The 15,933-nt window shown below is 61.6% G+C and carries 13 protein-coding genes; 4 read left to right on the top strand and 9 right to left on the bottom strand.

Annotation, left to right across the window (positions count from 1 at the left end; translation table 11 throughout):
* Positions 1–11: 11 nt before the first annotated feature.
* The 3 genes from RGCCGE502_RS00715 to RGCCGE502_RS00725 all read right to left on the bottom strand — a co-directional run bounded on the left by RGCCGE502_RS00715 (position 12) and on the right by RGCCGE502_RS00725 (position 3,301).
* The gene (locus RGCCGE502_RS00715) at positions 12–1,499 is read right to left on the bottom strand and encodes a hypothetical protein (RefSeq protein ID WP_244441664.1); all 1,488 of its coding nucleotides are present in this window, start codon (positions 1,497–1,499) and stop codon (positions 12–14) included.
* A gap of 294 nt (positions 1,500–1,793) precedes the next feature.
* Positions 1,794–2,420 carry a ribonuclease D gene (locus RGCCGE502_RS00720; RefSeq protein WP_016552243.1) on the bottom strand — a complete coding sequence of 209 codons (627 nt, stop codon included), beginning with the start codon at positions 2,418–2,420 and terminating at the stop codon, positions 1,794–1,796.
* 74 nt (positions 2,421–2,494) lie between these two features.
* The gene (locus RGCCGE502_RS00725) at positions 2,495–3,301 is read right to left on the bottom strand and encodes a MerR family transcriptional regulator (protein ID WP_016552244.1); all 807 of its coding nucleotides are present in this window, start codon (positions 3,299–3,301) and stop codon (positions 2,495–2,497) included.
* 202 nt (positions 3,302–3,503) lie between these two features.
* Between RGCCGE502_RS00725 and RGCCGE502_RS00730 the strand changes: the two genes are divergently transcribed.
* Positions 3,504–4,781: a 4-aminobutyrate--2-oxoglutarate transaminase gene (locus RGCCGE502_RS00730; protein WP_016552245.1), complete on the top strand. Its 1,278-nt coding sequence runs from the start codon at positions 3,504–3,506 to the stop codon at positions 4,779–4,781.
* A 32-nt stretch (positions 4,782–4,813) separates the two neighbouring features.
* A complete protein-coding gene (locus RGCCGE502_RS00735) occupies positions 4,814–6,295 on the top strand; it encodes an NAD-dependent succinate-semialdehyde dehydrogenase (protein WP_016552246.1) in 1,482 nt (493 codons plus the stop codon).
* An 81-nt stretch (positions 6,296–6,376) separates the two neighbouring features.
* Here the strand turns inward: RGCCGE502_RS00735 and RGCCGE502_RS00740 are convergent, their stop codons facing one another.
* Together RGCCGE502_RS00740 and RGCCGE502_RS00745 are read right to left on the bottom strand one after the other, a co-directional pair.
* Positions 6,377–6,814 (bottom strand): PACE efflux transporter, encoded by a 438-nt coding sequence (locus tag RGCCGE502_RS00740; protein ID WP_016552247.1) that lies wholly within the window; start codon positions 6,812–6,814, stop codon positions 6,377–6,379.
* Between the two features lie 116 nt (positions 6,815–6,930).
* Complete coding sequence (locus RGCCGE502_RS00745; protein ID WP_016552248.1) at positions 6,931–7,140, bottom strand: SlyX family protein; 210 nt, start codon at positions 7,138–7,140, stop codon at positions 6,931–6,933.
* Between the two features lie 181 nt (positions 7,141–7,321).
* On the opposite strand from RGCCGE502_RS00745, the gene uxaC reads away from it, so the two are divergent.
* Entirely contained in the window at positions 7,322–8,737 is a 1,416-nt protein-coding gene (gene uxaC / locus RGCCGE502_RS00750; protein WP_016552249.1) for a glucuronate isomerase, read from the top strand.
* Positions 8,734–10,191 carry a mannitol dehydrogenase family protein gene (locus RGCCGE502_RS00755; protein ID WP_016552250.1) on the top strand — a complete coding sequence of 486 codons (1,458 nt, stop codon included), beginning with the start codon at positions 8,734–8,736 and terminating at the stop codon, positions 10,189–10,191. Before uxaC ends, RGCCGE502_RS00755 begins: the two co-directional genes overlap by 4 nt.
* Positions 10,192–10,349: 158 nt before the next feature.
* Here the strand turns inward: RGCCGE502_RS00755 and RGCCGE502_RS00760 are convergent, their stop codons facing one another.
* From RGCCGE502_RS00760 to RGCCGE502_RS00775, 4 genes are all read right to left on the bottom strand, one after another.
* Complete coding sequence (locus RGCCGE502_RS00760) at positions 10,350–12,800, bottom strand: GcvT family protein (protein WP_016552251.1); 2,451 nt, start codon at positions 12,798–12,800, stop codon at positions 10,350–10,352.
* Between the two features lies 1 nt (position 12,801).
* Positions 12,802–13,677 carry a choline/ethanolamine kinase family protein gene (locus RGCCGE502_RS00765; RefSeq protein ID WP_016552252.1) on the bottom strand — a complete coding sequence of 292 codons (876 nt, stop codon included), beginning with the start codon at positions 13,675–13,677 and terminating at the stop codon, positions 12,802–12,804.
* Between the two features lie 66 nt (positions 13,678–13,743).
* Positions 13,744–14,823, bottom strand: a complete 1,080-nt coding sequence (locus tag RGCCGE502_RS00770; protein ID WP_016552253.1) for an ABC transporter ATP-binding protein — start codon at positions 14,821–14,823, stop codon at positions 13,744–13,746.
* A 24-nt stretch (positions 14,824–14,847) separates the two neighbouring features.
* The gene (locus RGCCGE502_RS00775; RefSeq protein WP_016552254.1) at positions 14,848–15,921 is read right to left on the bottom strand and encodes a Gfo/Idh/MocA family protein; all 1,074 of its coding nucleotides are present in this window, start codon (positions 15,919–15,921) and stop codon (positions 14,848–14,850) included.
* Between the last annotated feature and the right edge of the window lie 12 nt (positions 15,922–15,933).

Below are 15,933 nucleotides of genomic sequence, written 5' to 3' on the forward strand. Positions count from 1 at the left end.
AAGTGTGCGCGCTATTCCCAGTCGACCTTGCGCCGGTAAAGCATATAGGCGTCGTCAGCGTTTGCAGCAGCCATCGGCAGCGGTGGTGCGGGCCGGTGCGGCGGTGTCCCGGCTTTGATCGCGCTTTCTCGTGCGGCCAAGGCTGCGGTGGCTTCGTCGTCGATCACAACACCCGTCGGCTCCTCGTTCGACGGCTCGCCTTGCTTCTCCGCATCCTCCTCCTCCGACGACTCGCCGCCATTGTGATCCTGGCGATGCATCTCGCGGGCGCCGCTGTCGTCGGCCTCGTCCTTTGAGAAATCGTAGGGTTGCATCGCGTAAGGCACGCCTTCGACGATTTTCATCAACACCGGCGCATAGGTTTCGTCGATGGCCTGTTGTACGATCAAGGGGGGCGAGATTTCCGGAGCAGGATGTTTTTTCGCGGTCGCGGCAGCTGCTTCGCTTGCCGGCTGCTCGGCGACAAGCGGCGATTGGCGTGCCATGCCTGTCGGCAGGGACGGCGCGCGATCAGGCAGCGCAGTCAACTCTTCCGGCAGATCGGTCAGGATCGCCTCATCGAGGACGATGTCGATTTCGACTGCAGGATCAGGATCGGCGTTATCGAGCAGAGCTTCGGCTTCCTGGTCCTGAATGATTGTCACGATCAGCTTAGTCGTATCGTCCGAGAGGGAAGCGGGTATCGCCGCCCAACTCTTCGGAATGATGGGATCGCCTTTGGATACGGCACCGTGCATGCCTGCCTGTGCGGCTTCCTGCGCCGGCCCGACCTTCTTCCCTGATGCCACGCTTTCTTCTGAGACTTCACCGAGCTCGGGGAGCGCTTCTTCGACGACCGCCTCGACCGCCGGTTTGGTGATCGGCTCGTCCGAGGAACGTTCAATGAGTTGAACCGGCTCGCTGTCTGCATCGAGGTAGGCGGCGGCAACGAGCACCGTCTGCGGTCGGGGAGCCTCTGGCTCCTGCTTTGTTGTAACCGGAGCGTGCGCCATTCCGGCGAGGTTATCCCGATGGATGCTGATTTCGCCTCGCTGCTCCTGGCGCAGCGGCGAGGCATCGTTCTGGCCATAGGAGCGAACGACGGCGCGGGCAGCCAGATCGCGATCCTTGTAACGAATGGTTTCGAGATAGGTGGCGATGCGGGCGGCTTCCGGTCCGGCGGGGTTCCGCAGTGCCTCGGCGAGCAACCGAAGCGGGACTGCATGGCCTTGCATTGCAAGCTGACGCTCTACCTGTTCGATTTTTGCGGGTGGCAACTTTTGAATCGCGGCCGCCAAGCGGGAGGCAAAGGCCAGATCGGTTTCATCTTCCTCCCGCGGGATTGAAACCGCCTCGCTGGTCGCATTCAGCACATCAAGGAGGGCATCGACCATGCGGGCACGCACGGCCAGCAGGAGGATGTTGAGTTTGCCAGCAACAGAAGAATTGAGATCCGCGCTCTGAATCTGGTGGACCGGCGCAACAGGGCTCGAAGCGCGCACCAGGACGTCGCTGCTCACGGCGGCCGTCTGGCCTTGGGAGGATAAACTCGTATTTGACGCTGAACGAACCGGAGTCAACATGTCATGCTCCTTCTTTCGTAAAGTGCGGTGAAAGCAGGTTACAAGAAGGCCGCGCTCATCCGGCCCGTCGCATTCCCCGGCAGTCCTACCTGCGCGACGTGGCGCTCCATCGCGCCGTCGAATGCATAAAAATTGGTAAAGAATTTAACGACGCGGCGGTTAACGAATCGCTAATGATCGGTGCGTTGCTGGGCAGCGCCGGTCCTATCTGTCAAAAAAGCCAGAAATATCTCAGCTATGCGCGAAGATGTCGGCTTCTTCCCAGCCGAGCAGATCAAGCTTGGCGCGGGTAGGGAGGAATTCGAAGCAGGCTTTGGCGTGATCCCTGCGGCCATCACGCACAAGTCGCTCGGTCAGCTTGTCACGCAGGGCATGCAGGTAGAGCACGTCGGAGGCGGCATATTCCAACTGCGCCTGCGACAGGGTCGCGGCGGCCCAGTCGGAAGACTGCTGTGCCTTGGAAATATCGACCTCAAGCATTTCCTTGAGATTGTCCTTCAGACCATGCCGGTCGGTATAGGTGCGGCTGAGGCGCGAGGCGATCTTCGTGCAAAACACCGGCTGCGTAGTCACGCCGAATGTATGGAACAGAACGGCGATGTCGAAGCGGCCGTAGTGGAAGATCTTTTGGCGGGAAGGATCCGCCAGCATCGCAACCAGGTTCGGTGCGTCCTTCTGGCCGGCAGCGATGCGGATTACGTCAGCCGAACCGTCGCCCGGCGAGAGTTGTACAAGGCATAGCCTATCGCGGCGTGGCACGAGGCCGAGAGTTTCGGTATCGATCGCGATAGCTCCGGTGTAGCGCGCGGCATCCGCGGCAGAGATATCACCCTCATGGTAACGTATGGTGGCTGCCATCGATCTCGTCTCTCACTCAAACTGTCACTTCTGGCGCTATAGCGCAAAGCCATCGCGGACGATACCGCCAAGGCTTAGAATGTCGGCGGCGTGTTGATCCATATAAGAATGGTTTCGCCGTCGTGACGGTTCCGCCAGGAATGGTAGCGGCGGCTCTCGAAATAGAGCGAGTCGCCGGGTCCGAGATCGAAGAACTGATCGGAATCGAGCACCAGTTCCAGCCGCCCCGAGAGCACGTGCATAAACTCCTCGCCTTCGTGCCGATAGGCGCCTTCACTTGCCGCGCCAGGCGCGAGCACGAAACGGTGGCAATCCATCATCGTACGGCCCTCGGCGAGAAGCTGAACCGTGACGCCAGGTGTCGTTTCGGGCCACGTGTGCCAGGCGCCCGCGCGCACCACCTCGGGCACGTCGTCTCGTTCCTCGCCGGAGAGACGGGAAACTGTGGTGCCGTAGTATTCGGCAAGGTCGTGTAGCGTTTTGAAGCTCACGCCCTGCGATGTGCGCTCGAGGGTCGACAGCGTCGATGCAGTAATGCCGACGTCGCCAGCGACCTGATCCAATGTCTTTCCCGCGCCATGCCGCAGGCTCCGTAGCCGCCGCCCAAGATCAGACGTGTCCGCCGAATCGGAGCTTTCCGACGGCTCTTCGCTTTCCAGCGCTTCGCGGATGGCGGCCGGGTTGAGCCCGCGTTCAGTTCGATACCAGGCTATTTTTTTTATCCGCGCGACGTCTTCGGTGCTGTATTGCCTGTGCCCGGTCTCCGACCGATCGGGAACGACAAGTCCCTGGCTTTCCCAAAGGCGCAGGGTGGATGCGGAAACGCCCGCTGATTTTGCCGCCTCCGCTACCTTGTAGCGCACCGACGTCCCGTTGCTCATAAGCCAATTATTCCCGGTTCGTTTCGTTCTTTAGGCCGTCTCCGGCTCTTCTTTTCTTGCGCGACCATCGCCGAAAACGACGTCGGTTTGAAGCGCAAAATGCCGCTTGATTTCTTGCAGGAAAAATGTAGGAATTTTTTACATGTCTTGCAGAAGTTATGCAAGATCGTTTCCCAACATTCCAGAGCGCAGGAACACACCGATGACCGCGACCACTCTCACAGACCGGAAGAATGCCGCCATTTCCCGTGGCGTTGGCATGACCACGCAGATCTATGCCGACCGTGCAGAGAATGCCGAGATCTGGGACAAGGAAGGTCGCCGCTATATCGACTTCGCGGCTGGTATCGCTGTTCTCAACACCGGTCATCGTCACCCGCGCGTGATCGCTGCCGTCAAGGAGCAGCTCGATCACTTCACCCATACCTGCCACCAGGTCGTTCCCTACGAGAACTACGTGCACCTCGCCGAGCGCCTTAATGCGCTGACGCCTGGTAATTTCGAGAAGAAGACGATCTTCGTCACGACAGGTGCCGAAGCCGTTGAGAATGCCGTGAAGATCGCTCGCGCTGCGACCGGCCGCTCCGCCGTCATCGCTTTCGGCGGCGGCTTCCATGGCCGTACCTTCATGGGCATGGCGCTGACAGGCAAGGTCGTGCCCTACAAGGTCGGCTTCGGTGCGATGCCGGGCGATGTGTTCCACGTTCCATTCCCGGTCGAGCTTCATGGCGTCACCCCGGATCAGTCGCTGGCCGCGCTGAAGAAGCTGTTTGCCGCCGATGTCGATCCGCAACGTGTCGCCGCCATCATCATCGAGCCGGTCCAGGGCGAGGGTGGTTTCTACTCGGTGCCGGTCTCCTTCATGAAGGCTCTGCGCGAACTGTGCGACCAGCACGGCATCCTGCTGATCGCCGATGAAGTCCAGACCGGTTTTGCGCGCACAGGCAAGCTGTTCGCAATGGATCACCATGAGGTCGCCCCTGATCTGATGACCATGGCAAAGAGCCTAGCTGGCGGCTTCCCGCTCGCAGCGGTCACCGGTCGCGCCGAGATCATGGACGCGCCGGGACCGGGCGGTCTTGGCGGCACTTACGGCGGCAACCCGCTTGGCATCGCCGCCGCTCATGCGGTTCTTGACGTCATCAAGGATGAAGGTCTCTGCGACCGCGCCAACCAGCTTGGCAGCCGGCTCAAGCAGCGCCTCGAATCGCTTCGCGAGAAGGCGCCCGAAATCGTCGACATCCGCGGCCCGGGCTTCATGAATGCCGTCGAGTTCAACGACAAGACGACAAAATTGCCGAGCGCCGAATTCGCCAACAAGGTGCGCCTGATCGCGCTCGAAAAGGGCCTGATCCTTCTGACCTGCGGCGTCCACGGAAACGTCATCCGTTTCCTCGCCCCGATCACCATTCAGGACAATGTCTTCGGCGAAGCGCTCGACATTCTGGAAGCCTCGATCCTCGAAGCAAGCGGCAAGTGAGGCGATAGCCCCTTTGCCCGGAGTTACATGACATGGCATTCACGACTGCACTGACAAAACACGTCTCCTTCTCCTCGCCTTTCCTGCGCGACGCCGGCTACATCAACGGCGTCTGGACGGCGGGTGGCGCGACGAAGACCTTCGACGTCCTCAATCCGGCAACCGGCGAGGTTCTCGCCTCGCTGCCGGATATGGGCGCTGCCGAAACACGCGATGCGATCGATGCCGCCCATGCCGCGCAGCCGGCCTGGGCCGCGCGTCCCGCCAAGGAGCGCGCCGGGATCCTGCGCAAGTGGTTCGACCTGATGGTCGCCCATGCCGATGAGCTGGCGGCGATCCTGACGGCCGAAATGGGAAAGCCCTTTGCGGAGGCCCGCGGCGAAATTCTATACGCCGCTGCCTATGTCGAATGGTATGCGGAAGAAGCCAAGCGTATCTACGGCGAGACGATCCCCGCGCCGTCGAACGACAAACGGATGATCGTCATCAAGCAGCCGGTCGGCGTCGTCGGCACCATCACGCCCTGGAATTTCCCGGCCGCGATGATCACCCGCAAGATCGCTCCGGCGCTCGCCGTCGGCTGCACCGTCGTTTCCAAGCCGGCCGAACAGACGCCACTGTCGGCCTTGGCGCTGGCTGTCCTCGCCGAGCAGGCAGGCATTCCGGCCGGCGTCTTCAATGTCATTGTCGGTGAAGATGGCCCGGCGATCGGCAAGGAACTCTGCGGCAACGCCAAGGTGCGCAAGATCAGCTTCACCGGCTCGACCGAGGTTGGTCGTATCCTGATGCGCCAGTGCGCCGACCAGATCAAGAAGGTCAGCCTCGAACTTGGCGGCAATGCGCCCTTCATCGTCTTCGACGACGCTGATCTCGATGCCGCAGTCGAAGGCGCGCTGGCCTCGAAGTACCGCAATGCCGGCCAGACCTGCGTCTGCGCCAATCGTCTCTACGTGCAGTCGGGCGTCTACGATGCCTTTGCCGCCAAGCTCGCAGCAAAGGTGGAAGAAATGTCCGTCGGCGACGGCTTCAAGGCCGGCGTGACCATTGGCCCGCTGATCGATGAGCAGGGACTGGCAAAGGTCGAAAGTCATGTCGCGGACGCGGTGTCGAAGGGCGCTAGGATCGTCACGGGCGGCAAGCGCGTCGAAGGTGTCGGCACCTTCTTCACGCCGACCGTGCTGACAGGTGTCACCCGCGAAATGAAGGTCGCGCGCGAAGAGACCTTCGGTCCTGTCGCCCCGCTCTTCCGCTTCGATACAGTCGAGGATGTGATCGCACAGGCCAACGACACCGAATTCGGTCTCGCCGCCTATTTCTTCGCCGGCGACCTCAAGAAGGTCTGGCGCGTTGCCGAGGCGCTTGAGTACGGCATGGTTGGTATCAACACCGGCCTGATGTCGACGGAAACGGCGCCCTTCGGCGGCATCAAGCAATCCGGCCGCGGTCGGGAAGGCTCGCGTCATGGTGCCGATGACTATCTCGAGATGAAATATCTCTGCATGGGCAATGTCTGATCACCGGATCGGTCACGACTTGAAAATCAACGGGATCGCCGGCAAAGGCGGTCCCGTTTTCGTTTCGTCGATAGAGCGGTTTTATGATTGCTGGGCGACCGGCTGCCAATCCGGCAGCGGGAAGACACGGTCGTAAGCCCAATTGAAGACGAAAGCGTAGACCATGTAAAAAAGCGCGAAGGACACGTCCATCATCAGCGCCTGAACGACGCTGATGCCGAGGTACCAGGCGATCATCGGCAGTAGCGCCAGAAGCAGTCCCACCTCGAACATGACGGCATGCAGCACGCGGATGGCGACGCTCTTTCGCGTGCCGCCGGTCAGGCGCTGCATCAGGTGGTCAAAGCCGAGATTGTAGATGTAGTTCCAAAGCGTCGCCAGTGTCGCACCGGCAACACCGATGACGCCGATATCGGCCATCGGCATGCCGAAGGCAAGTGCACCGAGCGGCGTGACGAGTGCCAGTCCGATAAGTTCGAAGCTGATGGCGTGACGGATACGGTCTGCGGTTTTCCGCATGATTACCCCCATTGGGAATGTTCGGGTCGTCCCGAGTTGATGCCCATGGAGGGGGAGGTCGTCCTCACGCCCTTTTAATAGGTATTCCGTCCGCCGAAAACAAGGCCGGGGGCGGATCAATAATGCGGCGGCCGGGTAATGGCCGGGGCTTCCAGCGATTGCTCCTCGAGCGACAGGAACCGCTCCATCAGCCTGTCGAGCTTGGCGCGCGTCTGCTCCACGACCTTCCATTGCTCGGCCAGCTGGTCGGACAGCTCTTCGATCGTCTTCGCCTGGTGGGCAACGATTTCCTCGAGTTTCGTCACGCGGCTTGTCTCGTCGGACATGGAACCTCCTTGCCGCAAGCGGCCAATTTCGTCCGCATCTGAAAAGCGGAAATAGTTCGTGCGGTCAATCATTTCGAGGGGCGGGCAGGGCGATTTGCAAAAGTGAACCGTTTGGTTACTAAAAGCCCTTGCCGCGTTCCGACTTGTGGGATAGGCCGTTAGCCCTCAGGGAGGAATTCTTATGGATGTTGGAAACGGCTTTCTTCATCCGGACCGGCTCTTTCCAGCCGATCCGGCAACCCGAACGGTCGCGCGCGATCTCTACGAGACAGTTCGCGCACTCCCGATCGTAAGCCCCCACGGGCATACGGAGCCGTCGTGGTTTGCCGACGACAAGCCGTTCGAGGATGCGTCGTCGCTGCTGGTCATTCCGGATCATTATCTGTTCCGCATGTTGCACAGCGTTGGCGTCAAGCTCGATGATCTCGGCGTTCCGCGCCTGGACGGCAAGCCGGTCGCCAAGGGTCGCGACATCTGGCGCGCGTTTGCCGCGCAGTACCATCTCTTCCGCGGCACGCCGTCGAGCCTGTGGGTCGACCATGCGATGTCGGCCGTGCTCGGTTGCGAGGAGCCGCTGACGCCTGGAAATGCGGATGCGCTCTATGATCATATCAATGCTCAGCTTGCGCTGCCGGAATTCCGCCCGCGTGCCCTGCACAAGCGTTTCGGCATCGAGACGATCGCCACGACCGAAGGCGCGCTCGATCCTCTGGTGCACCACCAGACGATGACGAAAGACGGCTGGATCGGCCGCGTCCGCACCACCTATCGCCCGGATAGCGTCACCGACCCGGACGCCGTCGGCTTCCGCGAAAACCTCGTCCGGCTCGGCGAACTCACCGATTGCGACGTGACGAAGTGGGATGGGCTGATCGATGCCCATCGCAAGCGCCGTGCCTATTTCCGCCAGTATGGAGCGACCGCCACCGACCACGGCGTCCCGACGGCATTTACGGCGGACCTGCCGCTTGCCGACAAACAGCGCCTGCTCGACAAGGCGCACAAGGGCACGCTGAGTGACGATGAGCCGGAGCTCTTCCGGGGCCAGATGCTGACCGAAATGGCCGGCCTTTCGGCCGAGGACGGCATGACGATGCAGATTCACGCGGGCTCGCGCCGCAATACCGACCGTGAACTGTTCCAGACCCGTGGTCCGAATATGGGCGCGGACATCCCGACGCCGACCGATTGGGTCGGCGGCCTCTCGGCCATGCTATCAAAGTACGGCCATGCACCGGGATTGCGCGTGCTCCTGTTCACCCTCGACGAGACGACCTATGCGCGCGAGCTGGCGCCGATGGCCGGCCATTGGCCTTGCCTGATGATCGGGCCACCCTGGTGGTTCCACGACAGCCCGAACGGCATTCGTCGCTATCTCGATCAGGTGGTGGAGACGGCAGGCTTCGCCAATCTGGCAGGCTTCAACGACGATACGCGCGCGCTTCTGTCGATCCCGGCCCGCCATGATGTCTGGCGCCGCGAGGTCTGCCGCTTCCTCGCGCAGTTCGTGACGGAACACCGCATGACTCGCAAGGAAGCCGAGATCGTCGCCGGTGAACTCTCCTACGGAAACGCGAAGAAGGCATACAAGCTGTGACCGAACGTCTGACGAGCCTTTCCGGCCTGGCGCCGACCGCCAAGCTTCCGGCCTATGATCGCACGGCGTTGAAGCCGGGCATCCTGCATCTCGGCCCGGGCGCGTTCTTTCGCGCCCATTTCGCGCCGTTCACCGATGCCGCGATTGCCATCGCCGGCGGCGATTGGGGCATCGAGGTCGCGAGCCTGCGCACGGCCGACGTCGCTGATCACCTGAACGAACAGAACGGGCTCTATACGATGCTCGTGCGTGATACTTCGGGCACGACCGCGCATGTCATCGGCCCGATCCTGCGCGCCCATGTAGCGACCCGCAATCCCGGCGATCTGCTTGCAAGACTCGAAGATCCGGCCATCCGCATTGTCAGCCTGACCGTCACAGAGAAAGCTTACGGTTTTGACTCCGCGACGGGTGGACTCGACCTGAAGCATCCCGACATTGCGGCCGATCTTGCCAACCGCCATGCACCACGCGGCGTCATCGGCTATCTCGTCGCAGGTCTTGCGCGCCGCCGCGCCAAGGGTATCGCGCCGTTCACACCGCTTAGCTGCGATAACCTGCCGAACAACGGCGCGGTATTGAAACGGCTCGTGCTCGAGTTTGCCGGTCGCATCGATGCGGAGCTTCGCCAGTGGATCGAGGTGAACGTACCCTTCCCATCGACCATGGTCGATCGCATCACGCCGGCAAGCACCGATGCCACTTATCGCGATGCCGAAAGCCTGACAGGGAGGCAGGATCTGGCGGCGATCGAGACCGAACCCTTCACGCAATGGGTCATCGAGGATCACTTCGCCAATGGCCGCCCGGAATGGGAAAAGGTTACCGGCGCGCTGATGGTCGAGGAAGTCTCGGCTTACGAAAAGATGAAGCTGCGGATGCTCAACGGCGCGCATTCGCTGCTCGCTTATCTCGGCTATATAGGTGGCTATGAATTTATCCGCGACGTCATGGATGATAGCGGTCTGGCTGCTCTGGCGCGTCGTCACATGAATGCGGCAGCCGCCACGCTCGATCCCGTTCCCGGCATCGATCTCGAGGCCTATGCCGACGAGTTGATCGCACGCTTTGCAAACAAGGCGATTGCCCACCGCACCTATCAGATCGCCATGGACGGCACGCAGAAACTGCCGCAGCGTCTCCTAGAGCCCGCGACCGAGGCCTTGGAGAATGGGAGCAAGGCGGAAACCTATGCGATCGCCGTGGCCGCTTGGATGCGCTACGCCCTTGGCGTCGACAGGAAGGGCGAACGCTACGAATTGCGCGATCCCCGCGCCGCGGAAATTGCCGCTCTGCTGGCCGACGTACCGCGCAATGGCGGCGCCGTGTCGAAAGCTTTGTTCGGGTTGCCGGGCCTTTTCCCGGCGGCGCTGACCGGCGATATCGGCTGGACCGAGGATGTAGCGAACAAGCTGGAGATCCTGATCCAGGACAACAAGCTGCCGCTGATCTGAGGAAGGGCCTGCGACAGATGTGATCGTCGCAGGCTATTTTTCCAGGCACGCGATTGATGCCTCGCATTCCAATCGTGGCTAGCTTTTGACGCCGTGCCCATCCCCACCGTCATTCCTGTGACAAACACAGGAATGACGGTCCCCATTGGCCTCGGGGCTTATCCCTTAACGCGTACCATCTCCGGATCGTACAACGGTTTCAGCGAAACCCGGCAGGGCACGCGCTCGCGCGCCACGTCGAGTTCGTAGCTGCCTGACAGAACGAAGTCCTCGCTCACACCTCCCGCATTGCGCACATAGCCGTAGCCAATAGGCTTACCGACCGTGTAGCCGAAGCCGCCGCTGGAGAGCCAGCCGACGCGCTTGCCGTCGCGGTAGATCGTTTCGCGGCCAAGCAGCACGACGTCGGGATCATCTGGCACGAAGCAGGCCAGCATCTTCTTGACGCCGGAGGCAAGCTGTCGCTCGATCGCCTCGCGGCCCCGGAACGGCGTGTTCTTCCTCGTCTTCACCGCCCAGCCGAGCCCGGCTTCGATGGGTGTGTGATCCGGGCCGATATCCGAACCCCAGGCGCGATAACCCTTCTCAAGGCGGCAGCTTTCTATGGCGCGATAGCCGGCATTGCTGAGTTGGAGCGGAGCACCCGCCGCCATCAATGCGTCGTAGACAGTCGTTGCGTATTCGACAGGCACATGCAGCTCGTAGCCGAGTTCCCCGACATAGGTGATGCGCAGCGCCCGAACCGGGCAGCCGGCGATGCCGATCGTCTTGATGCGACCAAACGGGAATGCGGCGTTGGAAACATCGCTGTTCGTCACCTTCTCGAGCACGGCACGCGCATTCGGCCCCATCAGCGACAGAACGGAGTAGGCGGAGGTGACGTCGACGAGCTCCGCGTGCATCCCGTCAGGAATATTGCGTGCGATCCAATCGAAGTCATGCGTCGCGAAGCCGGTGCCGGTCACGATGTAATATTCGTCATCTGCCACGCGAGCACAGGTGAGATCGGATTCGATCCCGCCCTTGTCGTTCAGCATCTGCGTGTAGACGAGCGAGCCAACCGGCTTTTCCACATCGTTCGACGCAATCCACGACAGCGCCGCCTCGGCATCGCGCCCCTTCAAGACGAACTTGGCGAAAGACGTCTGGTCGAAGATCACGGCGGCTTCACGCACCGCCTTATGCTCGCGGCCGACGGCCTCGAACCAATTCTGCCTGTTGTAGGTGTAGATATCCTTCGGCTCTTCGTTGGCGAAGAGATCGGCAAACCAGTTCGGCCGCTCCCATCCGAGCTTTTCGCCGAAGCAGGCGCCCTGTGCTTTCAGGCGGTCGTAGAGCGGCGATTTGCGGCACGGTCGCCCGTTGGAATACTCTTCGAAGGGGAAGGCCAGCGTGTAGTGCTTGCCGTAGGCTTCCAGCGTCCGGGTACGTACCCAGTCCGTATCGAAATGCGGCCGGCCGAAGCGGCGGATATCGACCGGCCAGAGATCATAGGGCGGCTCGCCCTTGGCAACCCATTCGGCGAGCGCCATGCCGGCGCCGCCGCCAGAGGCTATGCCGAAGGCGTTGAAGCCGGCGCCGACGAAAAAGTTCTTCAGCTCAGGCGCTTCGCCGAGAATGAAGTTGCCATCGGGCGTGAAGCTCTCCGGCCCGTTCAGCAGCTGCTTGACGCCGACATTCTCCAGCGCCGGAACGCGGCCGAGCGCCTGCTCCATGATCTGTTCGAAATGATCATAGTTGCTGTCGAGCAGCGTGTAGTGGAACCCCTCGGGAATGCCATCTTTTGCCCATGCGATCGGGTTCGGCTCGTAGCCACCCATGACGATGCCGCCGACCTCTTCCTTGTAGTAGGTCAGTCGGTCGGGGTCGCGCAGCGTCGGCAGGTTCGAGGGAACGCCGAAGGACTCGGTGATGATGTACTGGTGCTCGACGGAAACCAGCGGCACGTTCACGCCGAACCGGGCGGCAAAGGCGCGCGTCCACTGACCGGCGCAGACGACGACACGTTCGCACTCGATCCGTCCGTGCTCGGTGATGACGGCGCGAATCTTGCCCCTGTCGATCTCGAGGTTGATAACCTCGGTGTCCTCGAAGATCGAAACACCTGACATGCGGGCGCCTCTAGCCAGCGCCTGCGTGATGTCGGATGGATTGGCCTGGCCATCGGTCGGCAGGTAAGCGGCTCCGACGAGGTCGTCTATCGTCATCAGCGGCCAGAGGTCGAAGGCCTCCTGCGGCGTCAGCAGCTGCATGTCGAGCCCGAAGGATTGGGCGGTCGTTGCTTGTCGCTTGACCTCAGTCCAGCGCTCCTCGTTGCAGGCAAGGCGTAGACCACCATTCATCTTCCAGCCCGTGCCAAGCCCCGTCTCGGCTTCGAGCTTCTTGTAGAGATCGACGGAATAACCGAGCAGCTGGGTGATGTTTGCGCTGGTGCGCAATTGGCCGACGAGGCCGGCTGCATGGAAGGTCGTGCCCGAGGTCAGCTTCTTGCGCTCGAGCAGCACCGTGTCCGTCCAGCCGAGCTTGCCGAGATGGTAGGCTGTCGAGCAGCCGATGATCCCGCCGCCGATAACGACCGCTTTGGCGGTCTTTGGCAATTCCTTCGTCATATTACCGATCCTGTTCAAAAGCGTCATAGGCGCGCTCGAAGCGCGCTAAATTCTCGGCCGTATAGCCGGCATAGTCGAAGTCGATGGTGGAGTGGATTTCGGACACCATGCTCCATAGCGTCTCGCGCAGCAACGATGCGCACTTCATGGCTTGGTAGCGCCGCCAGAGATCCTCAGTCAGCGGTACCCTATAATAGGCCTCGAGCATGGATCGCTCGGCCGCTTCGGAAAACTCGTTGTTGGAGGCAAGGCCGCCCAGATCGAAAAGCGGTGTGTTGAAACCGGCATAGTCCCAGTCGATCAGCCACAGCCGCTTGCCGTCATCGAGGAAGTTGGCGGCCAGCATGTCGTTGTGGCCGAAGGCGATCTCGAACGGGCCGCCTGCCGCCTCCAGCCATTCGGCCTTGGCAAGCAGGTTTGGGAAAAGCTGGCGATACCGACTGTTGGCGGCCTCCAGATTGGCGATGTAGTCGCGAATGACATGGAACACCCAGAAGATCGCCGCCGCACCGCGAAACTCGCGGGCGATGTCATGGTGGCAGGCCCGCACCAGCGGGATGACCCGCTCCAACATCTCAGGATGCCGAATGTCCTCGGGCGTGAGCGCCTTCGACTCGATGTAGTCGAGGACGAGCACGCCCGGCGCGTGATGAATGACTGCTGGCGAAAGCCCCGCGGCGTGCGCAGCCTGGCTGGCGGCAAGCTCGTTCTGCCGGTTGATGTGGTGGACCGGGATATCTTCTCCCAGCCGGACAACCCGTCGAACGGCGTGATCCCGCACCAGATAGTTCCGGTTGGTGATGCCGCCGGTAATCGGCACGATTTCGATCGGACCCTGCCATATGCCGAGCGCATGAATCCGATCTTCAGGCGTCACGCTTTTCCCCTTCGCGGCCTATCCTATTGAAATCATGGCCAGAGCGGGATCAGCTGTCAAGCGCGGCTAGATGGCGGTGCCTGATGCATCGAAGACGTGACACCGTGTCGGGTCGAAGGACGCTTTCACGTTCGTTCCGCGTTCGACCTTCTGCTGTCCGTCGAGCGCTATCGTCAACTGCTGTGCGTCCGGCGTCTTCGCGTAGAGCATGGTGGCGCCGCCAAGATTCTCGACGAGGTCGATGTTGACAGTCGCAAGCGTGATGCCGTTATTTTCGAGTACGGAAAGATGTTCCGGACGGATGCCGAAGGTGATGGTCTGGCCGGCTTCGGCCTTCAGCCGCCGTGGCAGGCGAACGGCGTTGCCGCAGACGTTGATGGTCGTCTCGGCCTCACCGACCTGCTCGACGCGGGCCTGCAGGAAGTTCATCTTCGGGCTGCCGATAAAGCCTGCAACGAAGCGGTTGGCCGGGTTGTTGTAGAGGTCGAGCGGCGCACCGACCTGCTCGATGCGGCCGGAGTTCAGCACCACGATCTTGTCGGCCATGGTCATGGCTTCCACCTGGTCGTGGGTGACGTAGATCATCGTGTTGCCGAGGCTACGATGCAGCCGCGAAATCTCGACGCGCATCTGCACGCGCAGTTCCGCGTCGAGGTTGGAGAGCGGCTCGTCGAAGAGGAAGATGCGCGGTTCGCGCACGATCGCGCGGCCGATTGCCACGCGCTGCCGCTGGCCACCGGAGAGAGCTTTCGGCTTGCGTTCCAACAGCTTCTCGATCTGCAGGATTTCGGCGGCACGCTTCACCTTCGGCTGGATCTCGGTCTTCTTGTAGCCGGCGGTCTCAAGCCCGAACGCAAGGTTCTTATAGACAGACATATGCGGGTAGAGCGCATAGGACTGGAACACCATCGCGATGCCGCGCTTGGCCGGCGCTACTTCGTTCATCCGCTCATTGTCGAGCAGCAGTGCACCGCCGGTGATCTCTTCGAGGCCTGCGATCATGCGCAAGAGCGTGGACTTGCCGCAACCCGAAGGGCCTACGAAGACGGCGAACTCGCCGGGATCGATCTTCAGGTCGATGCCGTGGATAACATCAAGGGCGCCGTAGCGCTTTTCGACCTTCTGGAGAACGACGCTTGTTGCCATGATCTCAGGATCCTCCCTGGTCCGTTACTTCGTGCGAGCACGCCAGTCGGCGTACTTCGGGCTGTCCGATCCGATCGGCAGGATCACTTCGCTGCCGGTATCGGACGATTGATAGATCGCGGTCACGAGTTCCAGCGCGCGGCGCGCGTCTTTCGTCGTTACCGGCAGCGGCCCGTTGCCGCTGAGATAGGCGTGAAAGTGCTCCATCTGCGTGGTGAAGCGCGGTGCCACCGGCTGCCAGTCGCCAATCGCGGCGTCGATGCGCGCCTGAATCTCGTCATTGGCGGCGATGATCTTCCACGGATCCTTGCCCGGCGAATAGGGCTCGTGGTTGCTCTCGAAGGTGACGTTTTCGAAATGCAGCCGCAGGCGGCTGATCTGCTCCTGCGAACCGAGCGTGCAGGAGAGCGACACGAAGGCGCCGTTTTGCATCAAAAGGCTTGCCGAGGCGCAGTCCTCGACCTCGATGTCGTTGACCCGGGTGGCGACACGACCGAAGACCTTCGAAACCGGGCCCATCAGGTGCAACAGCATGTCGTGCAGGTGCAGCGCGTGTGTTACCAGCACGCCGCCGAGTTCGGTCGCCCACTTGCCGCGCCACGGCACGGCGTAATATTCGGGCGTCCGCAGCCAGAAGGTCTCGACCGAGCCCATGTAGGGCTTGCCCGCGATGCCGGCCCCGATGATCCGCTTCGCCTTCTCGATGCCGTCGCCGTAGCGATACTGGAAGATCGGCATCAGCGTTCCCTTGGCCGCCTTCTCGGCCTCCATGATCGTGTCGACGCCTGATAGGGAGCCGGTCAGCGGCTTCTCGCAGATGACGTGCTTGCCCGCTGCCAGCGCCGCCACCACCTGCTCGAGGTGGATGCCGGGCGGCGTGCAGATGTCGACGATGTCGACGCTCTGATCGGCCAGCACGTCGGCAAACGAGGTCGTGCGCTTGGCGATATCGAATTCGTCGCCGATCTCGCGCAACCGCTCTTCGTTCAGGTCGCAGATCGCCACCACCTTGAACTTCTCGGGATGCGGCAGGTAGCCTTCGACGATGTGGGAACGGCCGATGCCGCAGCCAACGATCGCAACATTCTTGATAGTCATTGACCTATATCC

The sequence above is a fragment of the Rhizobium grahamii CCGE 502 genome (assembly GCF_000298315.2).
Classification (GTDB): domain Bacteria; phylum Pseudomonadota; class Alphaproteobacteria; order Rhizobiales; family Rhizobiaceae; genus Rhizobium; species Rhizobium grahamii.

What these genes read in the sequence shown, in the direction of transcription:
- RGCCGE502_RS00730 (WP_016552245.1), top strand. Translation starts at nt 3,504, where the DNA reads ATGACCGCGACCACTCTCACAGACCGGAAGAATGCCGCCATTTCCCGT.
- RGCCGE502_RS00760 (WP_016552251.1), bottom strand. Translation starts at nt 12,800, where the DNA reads ATGACGAAGGAATTGCCAAAGACCGCCAAAGCGGTCGTTATCGGCGGC.
- RGCCGE502_RS00775 (WP_016552254.1), bottom strand. Translation starts at nt 15,921, where the DNA reads ATGACTATCAAGAATGTTGCGATCGTTGGCTGCGGCATCGGCCGTTCC.
- RGCCGE502_RS00770 (WP_016552253.1), bottom strand. Translation starts at nt 14,823, where the DNA reads ATGGCAACAAGCGTCGTTCTCCAGAAGGTCGAAAAGCGCTACGGCGCC.
- RGCCGE502_RS00720 (WP_016552243.1), bottom strand. Translation starts at nt 2,420, where the DNA reads ATGGCAGCCACCATACGTTACCATGAGGGTGATATCTCTGCCGCGGAT.
- uxaC (WP_016552249.1), top strand. Translation starts at nt 7,322, where the DNA reads ATGGATGTTGGAAACGGCTTTCTTCATCCGGACCGGCTCTTTCCAGCC.
- RGCCGE502_RS00725 (WP_016552244.1), bottom strand. Translation starts at nt 3,301, where the DNA reads ATGAGCAACGGGACGTCGGTGCGCTACAAGGTAGCGGAGGCGGCAAAA.
- RGCCGE502_RS00735 (WP_016552246.1), top strand. Translation starts at nt 4,814, where the DNA reads ATGGCATTCACGACTGCACTGACAAAACACGTCTCCTTCTCCTCGCCT.
- RGCCGE502_RS00745 (WP_016552248.1), bottom strand. Translation starts at nt 7,140, where the DNA reads ATGTCCGACGAGACAAGCCGCGTGACGAAACTCGAGGAAATCGTTGCC.
- RGCCGE502_RS00740 (WP_016552247.1), bottom strand. Translation starts at nt 6,814, where the DNA reads ATGCGGAAAACCGCAGACCGTATCCGTCACGCCATCAGCTTCGAACTT.